General features: G+C 67.9%; 11 protein-coding genes. 5 read left to right on the top strand and 6 right to left on the bottom strand.

Annotated elements, in window-relative coordinates:
* Positions 1-40: 40 nt before the first annotated feature.
* Positions 41-1,873, bottom strand: a complete 1,833-nt coding sequence (locus tag VL15_RS26170) for an ABC transporter ATP-binding protein (RefSeq protein WP_048249506.1) — start codon at positions 1,871-1,873, stop codon at positions 41-43.
* Between the two features lie 564 nt (positions 1,874-2,437).
* On the opposite strand from VL15_RS26170, the gene VL15_RS26165 reads away from it, so the two are divergent.
* The 3 genes from VL15_RS26165 (at position 2,438) to VL15_RS26155 (ending at position 5,052) form a co-directional block, all read left to right on the top strand.
* Positions 2,438-3,502: a glycosyltransferase family 4 protein gene (locus VL15_RS26165; RefSeq protein ID WP_048249504.1), complete on the top strand. Its 1,065-nt coding sequence runs from the start codon at positions 2,438-2,440 to the stop codon at positions 3,500-3,502.
* A gap of 236 nt (positions 3,503-3,738) precedes the next feature.
* Positions 3,739-4,548 carry a hypothetical protein gene (locus tag VL15_RS26160; RefSeq protein ID WP_048249503.1) on the top strand — a complete coding sequence of 270 codons (810 nt, stop codon included), beginning with the start codon at positions 3,739-3,741 and terminating at the stop codon, positions 4,546-4,548.
* A 39-nt stretch (positions 4,549-4,587) separates the two neighbouring features.
* A complete protein-coding gene (locus tag VL15_RS26155; protein WP_048249502.1) occupies positions 4,588-5,052 on the top strand; it encodes a DUF2214 family protein in 465 nt (154 codons plus the stop codon).
* 109 nt (positions 5,053-5,161) lie between these two features.
* On the opposite strand, the gene gudD is transcribed toward VL15_RS26155, so the two are convergent.
* Positions 5,162-6,514 (bottom strand): glucarate dehydratase, encoded by a 1,353-nt coding sequence (gene gudD, locus VL15_RS26150; RefSeq protein WP_048249501.1) that lies wholly within the window; start codon positions 6,512-6,514, stop codon positions 5,162-5,164.
* Between the two features lie 362 nt (positions 6,515-6,876).
* Between gudD and VL15_RS26145 the strand changes: the two genes are divergently transcribed.
* On the top strand, positions 6,877-7,638 hold the full coding sequence (locus VL15_RS26145) for a FadR/GntR family transcriptional regulator (RefSeq protein ID WP_048249500.1): 762 nt from the start codon (positions 6,877-6,879) through the stop codon (positions 7,636-7,638).
* A 144-nt stretch (positions 7,639-7,782) separates the two neighbouring features.
* On the opposite strand, the gene VL15_RS26140 is transcribed toward VL15_RS26145, so the two are convergent.
* The 3 genes from VL15_RS26140 to pdxY all read right to left on the bottom strand — a co-directional run bounded on the left by VL15_RS26140 (position 7,783) and on the right by pdxY (position 12,576).
* Entirely contained in the window at positions 7,783-8,931 is a 1,149-nt protein-coding gene (locus tag VL15_RS26140; protein ID WP_048249499.1) for a branched-chain amino acid ABC transporter substrate-binding protein, read from the bottom strand.
* Between the two features lie 371 nt (positions 8,932-9,302).
* The gene (locus VL15_RS26135; protein WP_048249498.1) at positions 9,303-11,447 is read right to left on the bottom strand and encodes a phosphocholine-specific phospholipase C; all 2,145 of its coding nucleotides are present in this window, start codon (positions 11,445-11,447) and stop codon (positions 9,303-9,305) included.
* 268 nt (positions 11,448-11,715) lie between these two features.
* A complete protein-coding gene (pdxY, locus tag VL15_RS26130; protein ID WP_048249496.1) occupies positions 11,716-12,576 on the bottom strand; it encodes a pyridoxal kinase PdxY in 861 nt (286 codons plus the stop codon).
* Between the two features lie 171 nt (positions 12,577-12,747).
* Here pdxY and VL15_RS26125 point away from each other — a divergent pair, with 171 nt between their 5' ends.
* Entirely contained in the window at positions 12,748-13,809 is a 1,062-nt protein-coding gene (locus VL15_RS26125; protein ID WP_048249495.1) for an alpha/beta fold hydrolase, read from the top strand.
* Between the two features lie 37 nt (positions 13,810-13,846).
* Here VL15_RS26125 and VL15_RS26120 read toward each other — a convergent pair whose 3' ends face one another.
* Complete coding sequence (locus VL15_RS26120) at positions 13,847-14,845, bottom strand: LLM class flavin-dependent oxidoreductase (protein WP_048249493.1); 999 nt, start codon at positions 14,843-14,845, stop codon at positions 13,847-13,849.
* Positions 14,846-14,975: the final 130 nt, after the last annotated feature.

Genomic DNA, 14,975 nt, shown 5'->3' with positions numbered 1-14,975 from the left:
TGAAGCACTGCGGCTTTTTTGTCGGCTGCGCGCGGACGCGTCAGGCCGCGCGTTCGCCGGTCGGCGTGCTGCCGTCGGGTGCCGTGTGATGGCGGCCGTGCTGCTTCGCGAGCAGGTCGCGATACAGGCCGGGGCGGCTGCGCAGCACGTCGGGGCTGCCGTCGTCGATCACCTTGCCGTTGTTCATCACGATGATCCGGTCGAAGTTGCGCAGCGTCGACAGGCGGTGCGCGATCGCGATCACGGTGCGGCCGACCATCAGGCGGTCGAGCGCGCTCTGGATCGCTTCCTCGGATGCGCTGTCGAGTGCCGATGTCGCTTCGTCGAGCAGCAGGATCGGCGCGTCCTTCAGGATCGCGCGCGCGATCGCGATGCGCTGGCGCTGGCCGCCCGACAGCTTGACGCCGCGGTCGCCGACGATCGTGTCATAACCTTCGGGCATCGCCTCGATGAACTCCGCGCAGCGCGCGTCGCGCGCGGCGGCGAGCACTTCGTCGCGAGTCGCGTCGGGGCGGCCGTACGCGATGTTGTCGTAGATCGTCCGGTGCAGCAGCGAGATGTCCTGCGGCACGAGCGCGATCGCATGGCGCAGGCTGTCCTGCGTGATCGCCTTCACGTCCTGGCTATCGACCTTCACGACGCCATCCTGCGTGTCGTAGAAGCGCTGCAGCAGCGCGAGCACGGTCGACTTGCCGGCGCCCGACTTGCCGATCAGGCCGACACGCTGGCCCGGTTCGATATGGAGGTCGAAGTGGTCGAGGATCGCGCGGCGGTGCGGATACGCGAACGTCACGCGCTCGAAATCGACGCGGCCGCCCTTGGCCGACAGCGGCTGCGCGTCGGAGTGGTCCTGCATCCCGTGCGGCTCGAGCAGCGTCTTCACGGCTTCAGACAGGCGCGCGATGTGCTGCGTGACATCGACGAGCGCGACCGCGAGATCGCGCGTGCCGTGCAGGATCGTGAAGCCGAGCGAGCTGACGAGCACGATGTCGCCCGACGTCGCCTGGCCTTGATCCCACAGCCACAGCGCCCAGCCGAGCAGGCCGGCGGACAGCATCGCGGTGATCACCGCGTGCAGCAGGCGCAGTTTCTCGAGGTAGAGCAGGCTTTGCTGGCGCGCGTCCATCTCGGCCTTGATCGTCGCGCCGAAGCGCTTCTGTTCGCGCAGCGTCATCCCGAACGCACGCACGAGGCCCATGTTGCCGATCACGTCGACGAGCTCGCCGTCGACCGCCGCGGCCTTCGCCGCGAACGCATGGTGGCGGGCCGAGCCGCGCCCGGCGAGCTTGAACAGGATGACGGAGAGCACGGCCGAGCAGCCGAGCAGGCCGCCGGCCATCAGCGGATTGACGACGATGATCATCAGGATCGCGCCCATCACCGCGATGCACGGCGGCAGCACGTTCCAGGCCATCGTGTTCTCGGACGTGTAGACCGCGTTCGACGTGGCCGTGATGCGGCTCGCGAGCGTGCCGGGCTGCTTTTCCGAGTAGTAGGTCGGCGAATGGCCGATCAGGTACTGGAACAGGTCGCGCCGCAGGTCGCCGGTGACCGCGACGAACGTGTGCGCGGCGACCCAGCCGCCGACGCGCCACAGCAGGTTGTCGGCCGCGATCAGCCCGACGAGCAGCGCGAACGCGCTCCACAGCGGGCCCGGATGATGGCGCCCGGTCGCCAGCACGTCGATCAGGTGCTTGATCGCGTATTGCGAGCCGAGCGCGCAGCCGACGGCGGCCAGCACGCTGCAGAACACGATGAGGTGTGCGACGGGGTGGAGGCGAATGTAGCGGAACAGAAACGCGATCGGCCGGTGCGCGTAGCTCGACAGCTCCGCGTTGTGGGCGTTGCGCTGGGCAGGGGTGAGAGATTCCAAAATATGCGTGCGGTGATTCGGTGATTGAGCGTGGCGGCGGGATCGCTTGCCGACGTTCGCCCGGACTGAATAATCCGGCATTGTAAACAAGGCCGTGCGTCGCGCTGCGCGAATCTTGCCTTGGCCAGGGGCTCGCGATCGATTTTGAGATAAAATCCGGCATCCTGTCCTGCCGCATGTGCCGGAATCGCACTGCCGACAGCCACGGATGACAAGGGACGCCAAAAGGGCCTTCCACTCTAGAACGGACACCCAAGTCCGCGGGTTGCAAAGTGTTGCGCCTTTGTAACAAAGTAAAGTGTTTGAAATGTTGTGCGCCGTATCAGGATTAACCCTAGATAATCGGCTCAGGGTTCGATTCCAGGTTTTTTACGAACCCCTGTCAACGGGTCTTCGTTTCAAACGTTCTATGCCTGTCGCGTCGCCGACGCTCCTTGAGCAGCGCGGGTTTGACGCCCCCGGCAGGCTGATTCGTCCGATCTTCGGACGAAATGCCTCCAGCCCGGACCGCCGGCAGGTTGCCGACCCATACCTGGTTTTTAGCCGATTTTTTAGGAGTTACGCATGCGAATCGCCCAAATCGCTCCGTTGCACGAAGCGGTGCCCCCGAAACTGTACGGTGGTACCGAGCGAGTGGTGTCCTACCTCACCGAAGCACTTGTCGAGATGGGGCATGACGTCACGCTCTTCGCGAGCGGCGATTCGCAAACCTCCGCGAAGCTCGAAGCCTGCTGGCCGCAGGCGCTGCGCCTCGACCCGACGATCCGCGACGTGATGGCACCGCACATGCTGCTCCTCGAGCAGGTGCGCCGCCGCGCGGAAGAGTTCGATGTCCTGCACTGCCACATCGACTACTACCCGTTTTCGCTGTTCTCGCGCCAGCCGGTCCCGCATCTGACGACGATGCACGGCCGTCTCGACCTGCCGGAACTGCAGCCGATCTTCAACGCGTTCAGCGACGTGCCGGTCGTGTCGATCTCCGACAACCAGCGCATCCCGCTGCCGCAGGCGAACTGGCTGTCGACCGTCTACCACGGCCTGCCGGAAAACCTGCTGACGCCGATCCCGAACGTGAAGCCGAGCTATCTGGCGTTCCTCGGCCGTATCTCGCCGGAGAAGCGCGTCGACACGGCGATCCGCATCGCCGAGCAGGCCGGCCTGCCGATCAAGATCGCCGCGAAGCTCGACAAGGCTGACCGCGCGTACTACGAAGAAAAGATCAAGCCGCTGTTCGCGCTGCCGCACGTCGAGTACATCGGCGAAATCAGCGAGTCCGAAAAGGCCGAATTCCTTGGCAACGCGCACGCGCTGCTGTTCCCGATCGACTGGCCGGAGCCTTTCGGCCTGGTGATGATCGAGGCGATGGCCTGCGGCACGCCCGTGATCGCGTTCAAGCGCGGCTCGGTGCCGGAAGTGATCGACAACGGCGTGTCGGGTTTCGTCGTCGAAGACGAACTGTCGGCCGTCGCGGCGCTCAAGCGCCTCGATACGCTGCCGCGCGAGAAGGTCCGCGCCGCGTTCGAAGCCCGCTTCTCGTCGAAGGTGATGGCGCAGAACTACGTGAAGGGCTACGAGGAACTGCTGCGCCAAAAGCGCCGCACGGTGCTCCGCGAAGTCAACGCAAACTGATTGCGGGCCGCCGCCGCGCTGCGGCGGGCGGCCTTCATCGACGCCCCGTCCGGGTTCCCGGCGGGGCGTTGTCACATCTGCGGCGCGGATCTGTTGTATTCTCGCCGCGCCCGACACCGCGAACACCCTCCGAAGCGGCCCGGCACGCCATCCGGCCGTCTGTCCAGACGGTAATGTCCCTATAATGGCCGTGCCGTGAAATCCGGCCCCGCACGATTATCCAGAGGAGAGCAGTCTTGGCGAGAACGAAAACCACGCGCGCAGCGCCGGCCCCCGGCGCCGGTGTGATCTTCGCGTTGCGCGCGATCGGTCTCGTGCTGCTCGCGCGCTGGCTGTTCTCGATGTCCCAGATGGGCTATCGCTCGTCGCTGTCGGCGATGGTGTCGTCGCCGTGGGCGTTCGTCTACCTCGTGCTGATCTTCCTGCTGCTCGCGCTGCCGGGCGCCGTCGCGCGCGCCGAGCGGCCGTTCCATCCGCTGCCGCAGTGGCTGCGCCAGGCGCTGCGCGTCTTTGCGCTGATCGGTTTCCTGTTCGCCGTCTGGTCGATCGGCATGTTCGCGTGGGCGGCCGGCTGGCGCGGCGCGCTGCATGCGGTGACGGCGACCAACGGCTGGCTCGTCGCCGCGCCGGCGCTCTACGCGGCGATCGTCTGGGTCTGCCGCCCGCGGCCGCTGTGGCGGACCAACGTGGCGGCACGCCGCTTCGCGGTCGGCCGTTATGCGATTTCGCTGGACGTGCTGACGCGCACCGCGATCGTCTGGATGGAAAGCCGCAAGGTCGGCCAGTACGACGCGCGCGAGCTGTCGGTGCGCTGGCCCGGCCGGGCGGTGCCCGCCACGGGCGAGCAGGCTGCGCAGGGCGTGCAGCCTGCTGTCGTGCCGCCGCGCCGCGGCGGCCTGTTCCAGCGGCCGAAGGTGGAACTGCTGTGGGATTCGCCGGCGGCCGTCGGCCATAACCGGCAAATCGTGATGCGCGCGCCGCTCGCGACCGAGGGCGACCGCGTCGCGGTGCTCGCGCTCGACGCGGCGCTCAAGCAGATCGTCTGACAGGGCCCGTGCACCGCGTGCGGGCGACAAGGAGGCACGATGATCGTCCGTTGGTTGCTGGCTGCCATTCACCTGAGCGCGTTCGGCGTCGCGTTTGCCGCGATCGTGGGACGCAACCGCGCGTTGCGCCGGCTCATCGCGTCGGCGCAGGCGGCTGACCTGCCCGGTGTATTCAAGGCTGACGCGGCCTGGGGGCTGTCGGCGCTCGTGCTGATCGTGACGGGCCTCACGCGCGCGTTCGGCGGTTTCGAGAAAGGCACCGCGTACTACCTGCACGAACCGCTCTTTCACCTGAAGATGACCGCGCTCGTGCTGATCCTGCTGCTCGAGGTCGTGCCGATGCTGGGGCTGATCCGGTGGCGCGTCGCCGCGCGGCAACAGCAGATGCCCGATATCGGCCGTGCGCGCACCTATGTGCGGATCGGCCATTGGCAGGCGGTGCTCGTGATCGTCATCGTGTTCGCCGCGTCGGGGATGGCGCGGGGGATTGGGCTGGCCGGGTAGGTGCGGCCGGCTAGGTCTGGCCGGGCAGGCGCGACCGACTAGATCCGGCCCGCCATGCGCGGCCAGCCAGACGTGACCGGGCGACCTTGCCGCCCGGTCTGTCCGGTGCTTAACGCACGAGGCAAGGGCGCTTGTTGTTGAACGTCCACCCCGGAATCAGATACTGCATGGCCGCCGCATCATCGCGGGCGCCGAGGCCGTGCTGCTTGTACAGCTCGTGCGCGACCGCAACGGCGTCCATGTCGATGTCGACGCCGAGCCCCGGCCGCTTCGGCACTTCCACCAGCCCATTCTCGATCTTCAGCGGCTCGCGCGTCAGCCGTTCGCCGTCCTGCCAGATCCAGTGCGTGTCGATCGCGGTGACCTGACCCGGTGCGGCGGCCGCGACATGCGTGAACATCGCGAGCGACACGTCGAAGTGGTTGTTCGAATGCGAGCCCCACGTGAGGCCCCAGTCGCGGCACATCTGCGCGACGCGCACCGAGCCCTGCATCGTCCAGAAGTGCGGATCGGCGAGCGGGATGTCGACGGCCTGCAACTGCACCGCGTGGCCCATCTGCCGCCAGTCGGTCGCGATCATGTTGGTCGCCGTCGGCAGCCCCGTCGCGCGGCGGAATTCGGCCATCACCTCGCGGCCCGAGTAACCGTTCTCCGCGCCGCACGGATCTTCCGCATAGGCGAGCACGTGATGCTGGTCGCGGCACAGCCGCACGGCCTCGTCGAGCGACCACGCGCCGTTCGGATCGAGCGTCACGCGCGCATCGGGGAAGCGTTCGGCGAGCGCCGTCACGGCCTCGATCTCGCTGGCGCCTTCGAACACGCCGCCCTTCAGCTTGAAGTCGTTGAAGCCGTAGCGCGCATGCGCGGCCTCGGCGAGCCGCACGACCGCGTCGGGCGTCAGCGCCGGCTCGTCGCGCACACGCGTCCAGTCGTCGGTCGCGCCGCTGCCGTCGCGATAGGACAGGGCAGTCTTCGTGCGGTCGCCGATGTAGAACAGGTAACCGAGCATCTCGACGCGCTCGCGCTGCTGGCCCTCGCCGAGCAGCGCGGCAACCGGCACGCCGAGGTGCTGGCCGAGCAGGTCGAGCAGCGCGGCTTCGAGCGCGGTGACCGCGTGGATCGTCGTGCGCAGGTCGAAGGTCTGCAGCCCGCGGCCGCTCGCGTCGCGGTCGGCGAAGGTGCGCCGCACGTCGTTGAGCACCGCGTGGTAATTGCCGACCGGCTGGCCGACGACGAGCGCACGCGCGTCGTCGAGCGTGCGGCGGATGCTTTCGCCGCCCGGCACTTCGCCGACGCCGGTCCGGCCCGCGCTGTCCTTCAGGATCACGAGGTTGCGGGTGAAGAACGGACCGTGCGCGCCGCTCAGGTTGAGCAGCATGCTGTCGTGGCCGGCGACCGGAATCGCTTGCAGGTCGACGATACGCGGCGTGTCGTGGGAAGGCGAGGCAGTGACGGCGTTCATGGGCGGCGATGGCGAAAGGGTGGGCAATGCCGTGCGGCAAAAGCTTTGCCGCGCGCGGCGGGAGGTGCGATCATTCGACAACCGACGTGCGCGGCGCGCAAGGCCTGCATGTCGACAGCAACCCGGAACGGGGTGGAAGCGACAACCGAACCAGCGGAGCGCGGAACGCGAACGCTGGCTGATCGTAAGGCATGGGACCGGGCAGGCGCTGAAATGCCGGCTTGAGTCGACAGGAGATCTGTGCATCGATCATCAGTCGTCGGATGACTTGTGACGCAGTATAATGAATCATCGGCTTTCGCTCAAACCCCGCGTAAACCCTCGGCCCACATATTACGATCATTCAAAAAGGAACCGGCCTCATGTCCGTGCCTACGTTTCCCGCAGCGCCGCGCCGTCGCGCACGCAGCCTCGCACAAGATGTCGTCGACGCGCTGACCGCGCAGATCGAAAACGGCACGCTGCGTCCCGGCGACAAGCTGCCGACCGAAACCGAAGTCATGGCGGCGCAGGGCGTGAGCCGGACGGTTGTGCGCGAGGCGATCTCGCGGATGCAGGCGAGCGGCCTCGTCGAAACGCGCCACGGCATCGGCAGCTTCGTGCTGGAGCCGTCGCGCCGCCAGACGCTCGGCATCGATCCCGCGACGATCACGACGCTGCGCGACGTGCTCGCGGTGCTGGAGCTGCGCATCAGCCTCGAGAGCGAGTGCGCGAGCCTGGCCGCGCAGCGCGCGAACGATACCGACCTCGCCGCGCTGCGGCGCGCGCTCGACGCGATCGCGACGGGCGCGGGCGGCGGCCGCGACACGGCGCAGCTCGACTTCCAGTTCCACCTGCAGATCGCGCAGTCCACCGGCAACCGCTATTTCGTCGACATCATGACGCAGCTCGGCACGTCGATCATCCCGCGTACGCGCGTGAATTCGGCGCGCTTCGCCGGCGACGATCTCGAGCGTTATGTCGGCCGGCTGAACCACGAGCACGAGGATATCTACGAGGCGATCGCGCGCCACGACCCGGAGGCCGCACGCGCGGCAATGCGCACGCACCTCACCAACAGCCGCGAGCGGCTGCGCCGCGCGCACGAGGCGGCCGAAGCCGAGCGCGACACGCAGGCCAGCTGACGCGCCGGGCTGAGCGGCCTGCGTTGCCGCTGGCCTCGCCGGATCGCCTGAATATCAGTCGTCATACGAGATCGATGTGCCTTCGTCGATCCGCGGGGCCGGGCGGCGTTACCGCCGCCGGCCGCCGCCGCATCGATAAGCCGATCAGCCTCCCTTCGTCACGATCGTCTTCCACGCACCGCTCTTCACCTGGTACAGCGTCGACATCCCGCTCTTCAGCGAGCCGTCGTTCGCGAACGAGATGCGGCCGGTGACCCCTTCGAAGTCGATCTTCTTGAGCGCCGGGCGATAGACCTTCGGGTCGGTCGAGCCGGCCGCCTGCATCGCCTTGATCGCCGCCCAGGCCGCGTCATAGCCGAACTGCGCATACGACAGCACGTCGACGCCGAAGCGCTTCTTGAAGCGCTGTTCGAAGTCCTTGCCTTGCGGCAGCTCGTCGAGCGGCTGGCCGTATTCCCACGCCATCGCGCCTTCGGCGGCCGGGCCCGCGATCTTGATGAACTCGTTGTCCTTCACGCCGCCGCCGCCGACGAACTGCGCGTTCAGCCCGAGCTGGCGCATCTGCTTGATGAAGTTCGCGGCGAGCGAATCGAGGCCGCCGAAAAAGATCAGGTCGGGGTTCTTGCCCTTCAGGCTCGTGATCTGCGCGCGGAAGTCGACCGCCTGGTTGCTGGTGAACTCGCGGCCGATGATCGTGCCGCCGGCGGCCTTCACGGCCTTCTCGAATTCGTCTGCCTCGCCCTGGCCGAACGCCGTGCGGTCGTCGATGATCGCGATGCGCTTCGCCTTGGTCACGTCGACCGCGTACTTGCCCGCGTTGCCGGCGTTCTGCCCGTCGGTCGCGATCACCATGAACATGTTCGCGAGCCCGCGCGACGTCAGTGTCGGATTGGTCGCGGCCGGGTCGATCACCGGAATGCCGGCCTTGTCGTAGACGACCGACGCCGGAATCGTCGTGCCCGAGTTGAAGTGGCCGACCACGACCGACACGTTCTGGTCGACGAGCGCCTGCGCGGCCTGCACGCCGATGCGCGGGTCGGCCTGGTCGTCCTGCACGACGAGATTGAAGTGCACGGGCTTGCCGGCGATCTGCACCTTCTGCGCGGCGGCGTCGTCGAGCGCGAGCTGCACGCCGTTCTGCAGGTCCTTGCCGTAGCCGGCGTTCACGCCCGTGAGCGGCGCGGCGAAGCCGACCTTCACGTCGGTTGCGTCGGCGGCCCAGGCGGCCTGTTGCGAGAGGAGGGCAAGCGCGGATGCGATCGACACCGACAGCAGGGAATGACGGAATTTCATGTTGTTCCTCTTGTTCGATACCTGCGAGTGGGTACCGCACGCGCTCGTGCGAGCCGGGCGCGTGCGACGGGCGGGCGGTTCGACCGCTTCTCGGAATCGGGCGGGGAGGTCGGCATCATGCGCCTCGGAAGAATCTCCCGTCAGGCTCCGCGAAGAGCCCCGATCGCCTCGATATATAGGTCGCCGATATGCACGGGTCTTGGCAATTTGCCGCGCATTCGGTGAGGATTTGCGCATAGCTTCCGCGCGTGCGGTGGCGGCCGGTATCGGGAGTTTCCCGTCGCGAACGGAACGGGCGGGGAGGAGGGGGTACGGCGCGGGGCAGACGCGCGGCGCGACCCGCCGGGGCCGCGCCGCGCTGGGGGATACCGTCAGTCGGACAGCACGTCCGAAGCGGCTTGCTCGTCGTGATGCGACGCGGTCGTGCGGATCAGCGGATCGCTGGTGCTCGGGCGGCCGGTCTCGACGTGGCCGGCGAAGCGGCGCTGGAAGCCGAGCGGCTTGCCGTCGCTGATGGTCAGGTCGTACCAGCCGTGGCTGCCGCGCAGGTCCCAGTAGTCGTCGACGTGGGTGCCCGGCTTGAGATCGAACTCGCGCGCATGGCCGTGGCCGTAGGCGTTCGTCACCTTGAGCCGTACCGTCCGGTGGCCGCGGTTCATCAGGCGCAGCGTGATGTTGCCGTTCGCGACGTCGTAGCCGTAGACCACCTCGGGGTTGACGCTCGCCGGCCCGACCGCCGACGCGGCAGGGCTGCGGAAGTGGCAGTAGAAGCCGTTCGGGCCGTACACGTCGAGGTCGTACAGGCCGAGCGACGGCGCAGGGCTCCACGTGTCGGACAGCCGCTTGCCGGCGTCGACCGTATATGCCCACGGGCCGTCGGCGCGGTTGCGCGCCTGGACCTGGAACGCCGCGCCCGCGGTGCCGGTGTTCGCGAAGGTCAGCCGGAACTGGCCGCTCGCGTCGTCGATCCGCCCGTGCACGAACAGTTCGTACGGCAGCGCGCGCGCCGGACGCAGGCCGTGCTCCTGCTTCGGCAGATGCTGGACGACCGGCGGGACCGGGATGTAGTCGGGGTGCCGGGTGCGGTCGGGCGGCGCGTAGCCGCTCGTGTCCGGGAGCTGCGGCCAGCTTGCGTCGGGTGTCGAGAAGTCGAACGCGGACGTCAGGTTGCCGCACACCGTGCGGCGCCACGGCGACACGTTCGCCGCCGCGACCGCATGCTGCGCGCCGAAGCGTGCCTCGATGAATTGCAGCAGCGAGGTGTGATCGAAGGTCTGCGAGCAGACCCAGCCGCCCTTGGTCCACGGCGACACGACCAGCATCGGCACGCGCGGCCCGAGCCCGTACGGGCCGGCCATGTGCGACGCGTCGCCGGCGAACACCTCGTTGGTCGTCGCGACGGTCGACAGCCCGTTGTCGCGCGACTGCGGCGCGAACGGCGGCTGCACGTGGTCGAAGAAGCCGTCGTTTTCGTCGTACGTGATGAACAGCGCGGTCTTGCTCCACACCTCGGGATTCGACACCAGCGCCTGCAGCACCTGCTCGATGTACCACGCGCCGTAGTTCGCGGGCCAGTTCGGGTGCTCGGAATACGCTTCCGGCGCGCAGATCCACGACACCTGCGGCAGCGTGCCGTTCTTCACGTCCTGCTGCAGCACGTCGAACAGCGTGCCGCCCGCGCTGATGTTGGTGCCGGTGCGCGCCTTGTCGTACAGCGGCGTGCCGGGCAGCGCGGTGCGGTACTGGTTGAAGTAGAGCAGCGAGTTGTCGCCGTAGTTGCCGATGTACGGGTTCTGCGTCCAGCCCCACGAGCCGTTCGCGTCGAGCCCCGTGCCGATGTCCTGGTAGATCTTCCACGACACGCCGGCCTGCTCGAGCACTTCCGGATAGGTCGTCCAGGCGTAGCCCTTTTCCTCGTTGCCGAGCACCGGGCCGCCGCCCGTGCCGTCGTTGCCGACGTAGCCGGTCCACATGTAGTAGCGGTTCGGGTCGGTCGAGCTCGGGATCGCGCAGTGGTACGCGTCGCAGATCGTGAACGCGTCGGCGAGCTGGTAGTGGAACGGGATGTCGTCGCGTTTCAGGTACGCCATCGTCGTGGTGCCCTTGTTCGGCACCCACTGGTCGTAGCGGCCTTTGTTCCATGCGGCATGCATGTCCTGCCAGCCGTGCGGCAGGTCCTGCAGGAACTGCAGGCCGAGCTTGTCCGCGCCCGGGTGGAACGGCAGCAGTTCGGCCGGGCCGACCGGCTGGTGGAACACCGACTTGCCGTTCGCGAGGCGCAGCGGGCGCGGATCGCCGAAGCCGCGGACACCGCGCATCGTGCCGAAGTAGTGGTCGAACGAGCGATTCTCCTGCATCAGAATCACGATGTGTTCGATGTCGCGGATCGTGCCGGTGCGGCGGTTCGCGGGAATCGCGAGCGCATCGCGGATCACGGGCGGAAACAGGTTCAGCGCGGCGGCGCCGGCAGTGCCGGCGGCGACGCGCAGGAAGTCACGACGGTTCGATCGGGTCATGGTCGTTATCGTGTGATAAAGGGGGGAGCCGATTGGCGGGGCCTACGGGAAGGGCGCGCCCGGGTCGCAGGATGCGGCTGCGCCAGTTTGTGCCGCCGCGAGCATAGCGAGAAATCGGTGTCATTCATGTGAAGTCCGGAAACGTTTGCATCCGCGTCGAAGCCGCATCGGGATGCGTATCGCCAACGGCGACGTGAAGAAGGGGCAGGTCGGGAAAGCGGGGCGGCGCGCGCTATGCGCCGATGAAACGGCGGGCGGTGCCGACGCGTCAGGCGTCCGTCACCCACGCGCCGAACCATTCGCTCGGGCGCGCGATTTCGTCCTGCGCGGCGACGAGTTCGAGCTCGTAGCGGCGCGCGTCGTAGGTGGCCTTCACGACCGCGTGCACGGCTGCGAGTGTGTGCTCGAACGCGGCGCGCACGGAGTCGCCGCGCAGCCGGCACGCGACGAAGATCGCGCTGGTCAGGTCGCCGACGCCGACCGGATGGCGCGGAAACGCGTACAGCGGACGCTGGCCGATCCACGCCTCGGTTTCAGTGACGGCGAGCATGTTGAAACGATCGGCTGGGCTGTTGCGGTCGTGCAGGTGCTTGACGAGGATGATCTGCGGGCCGCGGCGGATCAGCGTGCGGCATGCGTCGACGGCTTCGGCGACGGTTTCGATGCGCCGCCCGGCGAGTTTCTGCAGTTCGGTGTGGTTGGGCGACATGCCGTCCGCGAGCGCCGGCATCTCCTGGACCATGTATTCCTCGACGCCGGGTTCGGGCCGGATGCCGCCCGTCTGGCCCATTGCCGGATCGCAGAAGTACCACGCGTTCGGATTCATCGCCTTCACCGTGCGCACGATCTCGGCTGCCGCACGCGCCTGCGGCGGCGAACCGAGGAAACCGGACAGCACGGCGTCGCAGCGCTTGAGCGCGCCGATCGCGGCGATGCCGTCGACGAGCTGTTCCATCTTCGCGGCATCGATCGCGCTGCCGGCCCAGTGGCCGTACTGCATGTGATTCGACAGCTGGACGGTATTGAGCGGCCAGACGTTGACGCCGAGGCGTTGCATCGGAAACACGGCCGCACTGTTGCCGGCATGGCCGTAGATGACGTGCGACTGAATGCTGAGGACGTTTTTCATGGGAATTCGCCTGCACGCGTTTCAGGGTCACGTCACACGATACCCGAGTTCGTCGCGCACGCGGAAGTCGCGCGGCGCCGGTGTTGCGCGCCGTCGTCACGCGACCGCGTAGAATCGCGGGGCGCGGCGCCGTCCGGCTGCCCGCGTGCGTTTCCAATCACCGTGACCGCCATGCTTCCGATTTGCAAGTTGTTGTCTGTCGCGCGCGCTGCCCTGTTTGGCGCGGGCATTGCCTTCGCATGTGCGACCTCCGCGGCAGAGGCCGCCCCGGTGCCCGCCGGCAACGACGGGCCGGTGTACGGCCCGCGGCTGGAAGGCTTCGACTACCCGGAGCCCGTGCATCGCTACGCGTTCACATCGCAGCGCGAAACCCTCGAGATGACGTACATGGACGTGCAGCCGGCACACCCGAACGGCCGCACCGTCGTGCTGCTGCACGGCAAGAACTTCTGCGCGGGGACCTGGGAAGACACGATCGGCGTGCTGACACGCGCCGGCTATCGCGTGATCGCACCGGACCAGATCGGCTTCTGCAAGTCGTCGAAACCCGATCGCTACCAGTACAGCTTCCAGCAGCTTGCGCGCAATACGCACGCGCTGCTGGAATCGATCGGCGTGAAAGCGGCGACGATCGTCGGGCACTCGACGGGCGGGATGCTCGCGATGCGCTATGCGCTGATGTATCCGAAGGCGACCGATCAGCTCGTGCTCGTGAACCCGATCGGCCTGGAGGACTGGAAGGCGCTCGGCGTGCCGCCGCTGTCGGTCGACTACTGGTATGCGCGTGAGCTGAAGACGACGGCCGAAGCCATCCGCCGCTACGAACAGTCGACGTATTACGCGGGCAAGTGGTCACCGTCGTACGAGCGCTGGGTGCAGATGCTTGCCGGGATGTATCGCGGCGCCGGTCGCGACGCGGTCGCGTGGAACTCCGCGCTGATCTACGACATGATCCTCACGCAGCCGGTGGTCTACGAACTCGGTGCGATCCGCGTGCCGACGCTGCTCATGATCGGCGACAAGGACACGACCGCGATCGGCAAGGACGTCGCGCCGCCCGACGTGCACGCGAAGCTCGGTCACTATCCGGAACTCGCGAAGCGCACGCAGGCGGCGATCCCCGGCGCGCAGCTGGTCGAATTCCCGGCGCTCGGGCACGCGCCGCAGATCCAGGATCCGGACGCGTTCCACAAGGCGCTGCTCGACGGGCTGGAAGCCGTGCACCCGCAGTGACGCGGGGCGGGCGATCGCCCGCCCCGCGCCAGTGCCGTCAGCGCGCGTCGTTCGCGAGTTCGTCGCGGATCTGCGCGGCCAGTTCGAACGAGCGCAGCCGCGCGGCATGATCGTAGATCTGCGCGGTGATGATCACTTCGTCGGCGCCCGTCTGCGCGATGCGGTCGCGCAGCTTGTCGCGCACCGTGTCGCGCGAACCGACCGCCGCGAACGACAGCGAATGCGCGACGTTCGCGAGTTCGAGCTCGTTCGCCTCGAGCACGTCGACGGGCGGCGGCAGCTTGCCCGGCGTGCCGCGCCGCAGGTTGATGAACTGCTGCTGCAGCGATGTGAACAGGTGCCGCGCCTCGTCGTCGGTATCGGCCGCGAACACGTTGACCCCGACCATCGCGTGCGGCTTCGGCCATGCGGCCGACGGCCGGTACTGCGCACGATAGATCTCGAGCGCGCGCATCAGGTAATCCGGCGCGAAGTGCGACGCGAACGCGAACGGCAGCCCGAGCATCGCGGCGAGCTGGGCGCTGAACAGGCTCGAACCGAGCAGCCAGACGGGCACGTCGAGCCCCGCGCCGGGCACCGCGCGCACGCGCTGGCCGGGCACCGGCTCCGCGAAGTAGCGCTGCAGTTCGGTGACGTCGTCCGGAAACGAATCGGCGCTGCCGATCAGGTCGCGGCGCAGCGCGCGCGACGTGGTCTGGTCGGTGCCGGGCGCGCGGCCGAGGCCGAGGTCGATGCGCCCCGGATACAGCGACGCGAGCGTGCCGAACTGCTCGGCGATCACGAGCGGCGCGTGGTTCGGCAGCATGATGCCCCCCGAGCCGACGCGGATCGTCTTCGTGGCGCCCGCGACATGGCCGATCACGACGGCGGTCGCCGCGCTCGCGATGCCGGGCATGTTGTGGTGCTCGGCGAGCCAGTAGCGCTGGTAGCCCCAGCGTTCCGCGTGCTGCGCAAGGTCGACGGTGTTGCGGAAAGCCTGGGAGGCGTCTGCGCCGTCCGGAATGGGGGCGAGATCGAGTACGGAAAACGGAGTCATCGGGTGGCCTTCGAATGGGGGCGCGCGGTGATGCGCTTACGCAACAAATGCCAAGGATTTTGCCAAAGGGTTCCGGAACGTGCTTGCGACGCGCCGATACCCATGCGCCTTTCAGGGATGCCCGGGCGAT

Source organism: Burkholderia cepacia, from assembly GCF_001039005.1.
GTDB lineage: Bacteria > Pseudomonadota > Gammaproteobacteria > Burkholderiales > Burkholderiaceae > Burkholderia > Burkholderia theae.
Note: the sequence above shows the minus strand (reverse complement) of the source record. Positions and strands in the feature narration are given on the sequence as shown.

Coding starts and splice junctions, on each gene's coding strand:
- VL15_RS26165 (WP_048249504.1), top strand. CDS start 2,438: ATGCGAATCGCCCAAATCGCTCCGTTGCACGAAGCGGTGCCCCCGAAA.
- VL15_RS26155 (WP_048249502.1), top strand. CDS start 4,588: ATGATCGTCCGTTGGTTGCTGGCTGCCATTCACCTGAGCGCGTTCGGC.
- gudD (WP_048249501.1), bottom strand. CDS start 6,514: ATGAACGCCGTCACTGCCTCGCCTTCCCACGACACGCCGCGTATCGTC.
- VL15_RS26145 (WP_048249500.1), top strand. CDS start 6,877: ATGTCCGTGCCTACGTTTCCCGCAGCGCCGCGCCGTCGCGCACGCAGC.
- VL15_RS26140 (WP_048249499.1), bottom strand. CDS start 8,931: ATGAAATTCCGTCATTCCCTGCTGTCGGTGTCGATCGCATCCGCGCTT.
- VL15_RS26135 (WP_048249498.1), bottom strand. CDS start 11,447: ATGACCCGATCGAACCGTCGTGACTTCCTGCGCGTCGCCGCCGGCACT.
- pdxY (WP_048249496.1), bottom strand. CDS start 12,576: ATGAAAAACGTCCTCAGCATTCAGTCGCACGTCATCTACGGCCATGCC.
- VL15_RS26125 (WP_048249495.1), top strand. CDS start 12,748: ATGCTTCCGATTTGCAAGTTGTTGTCTGTCGCGCGCGCTGCCCTGTTT.
- VL15_RS26120 (WP_048249493.1), bottom strand. CDS start 14,845: ATGACTCCGTTTTCCGTACTCGATCTCGCCCCCATTCCGGACGGCGCA.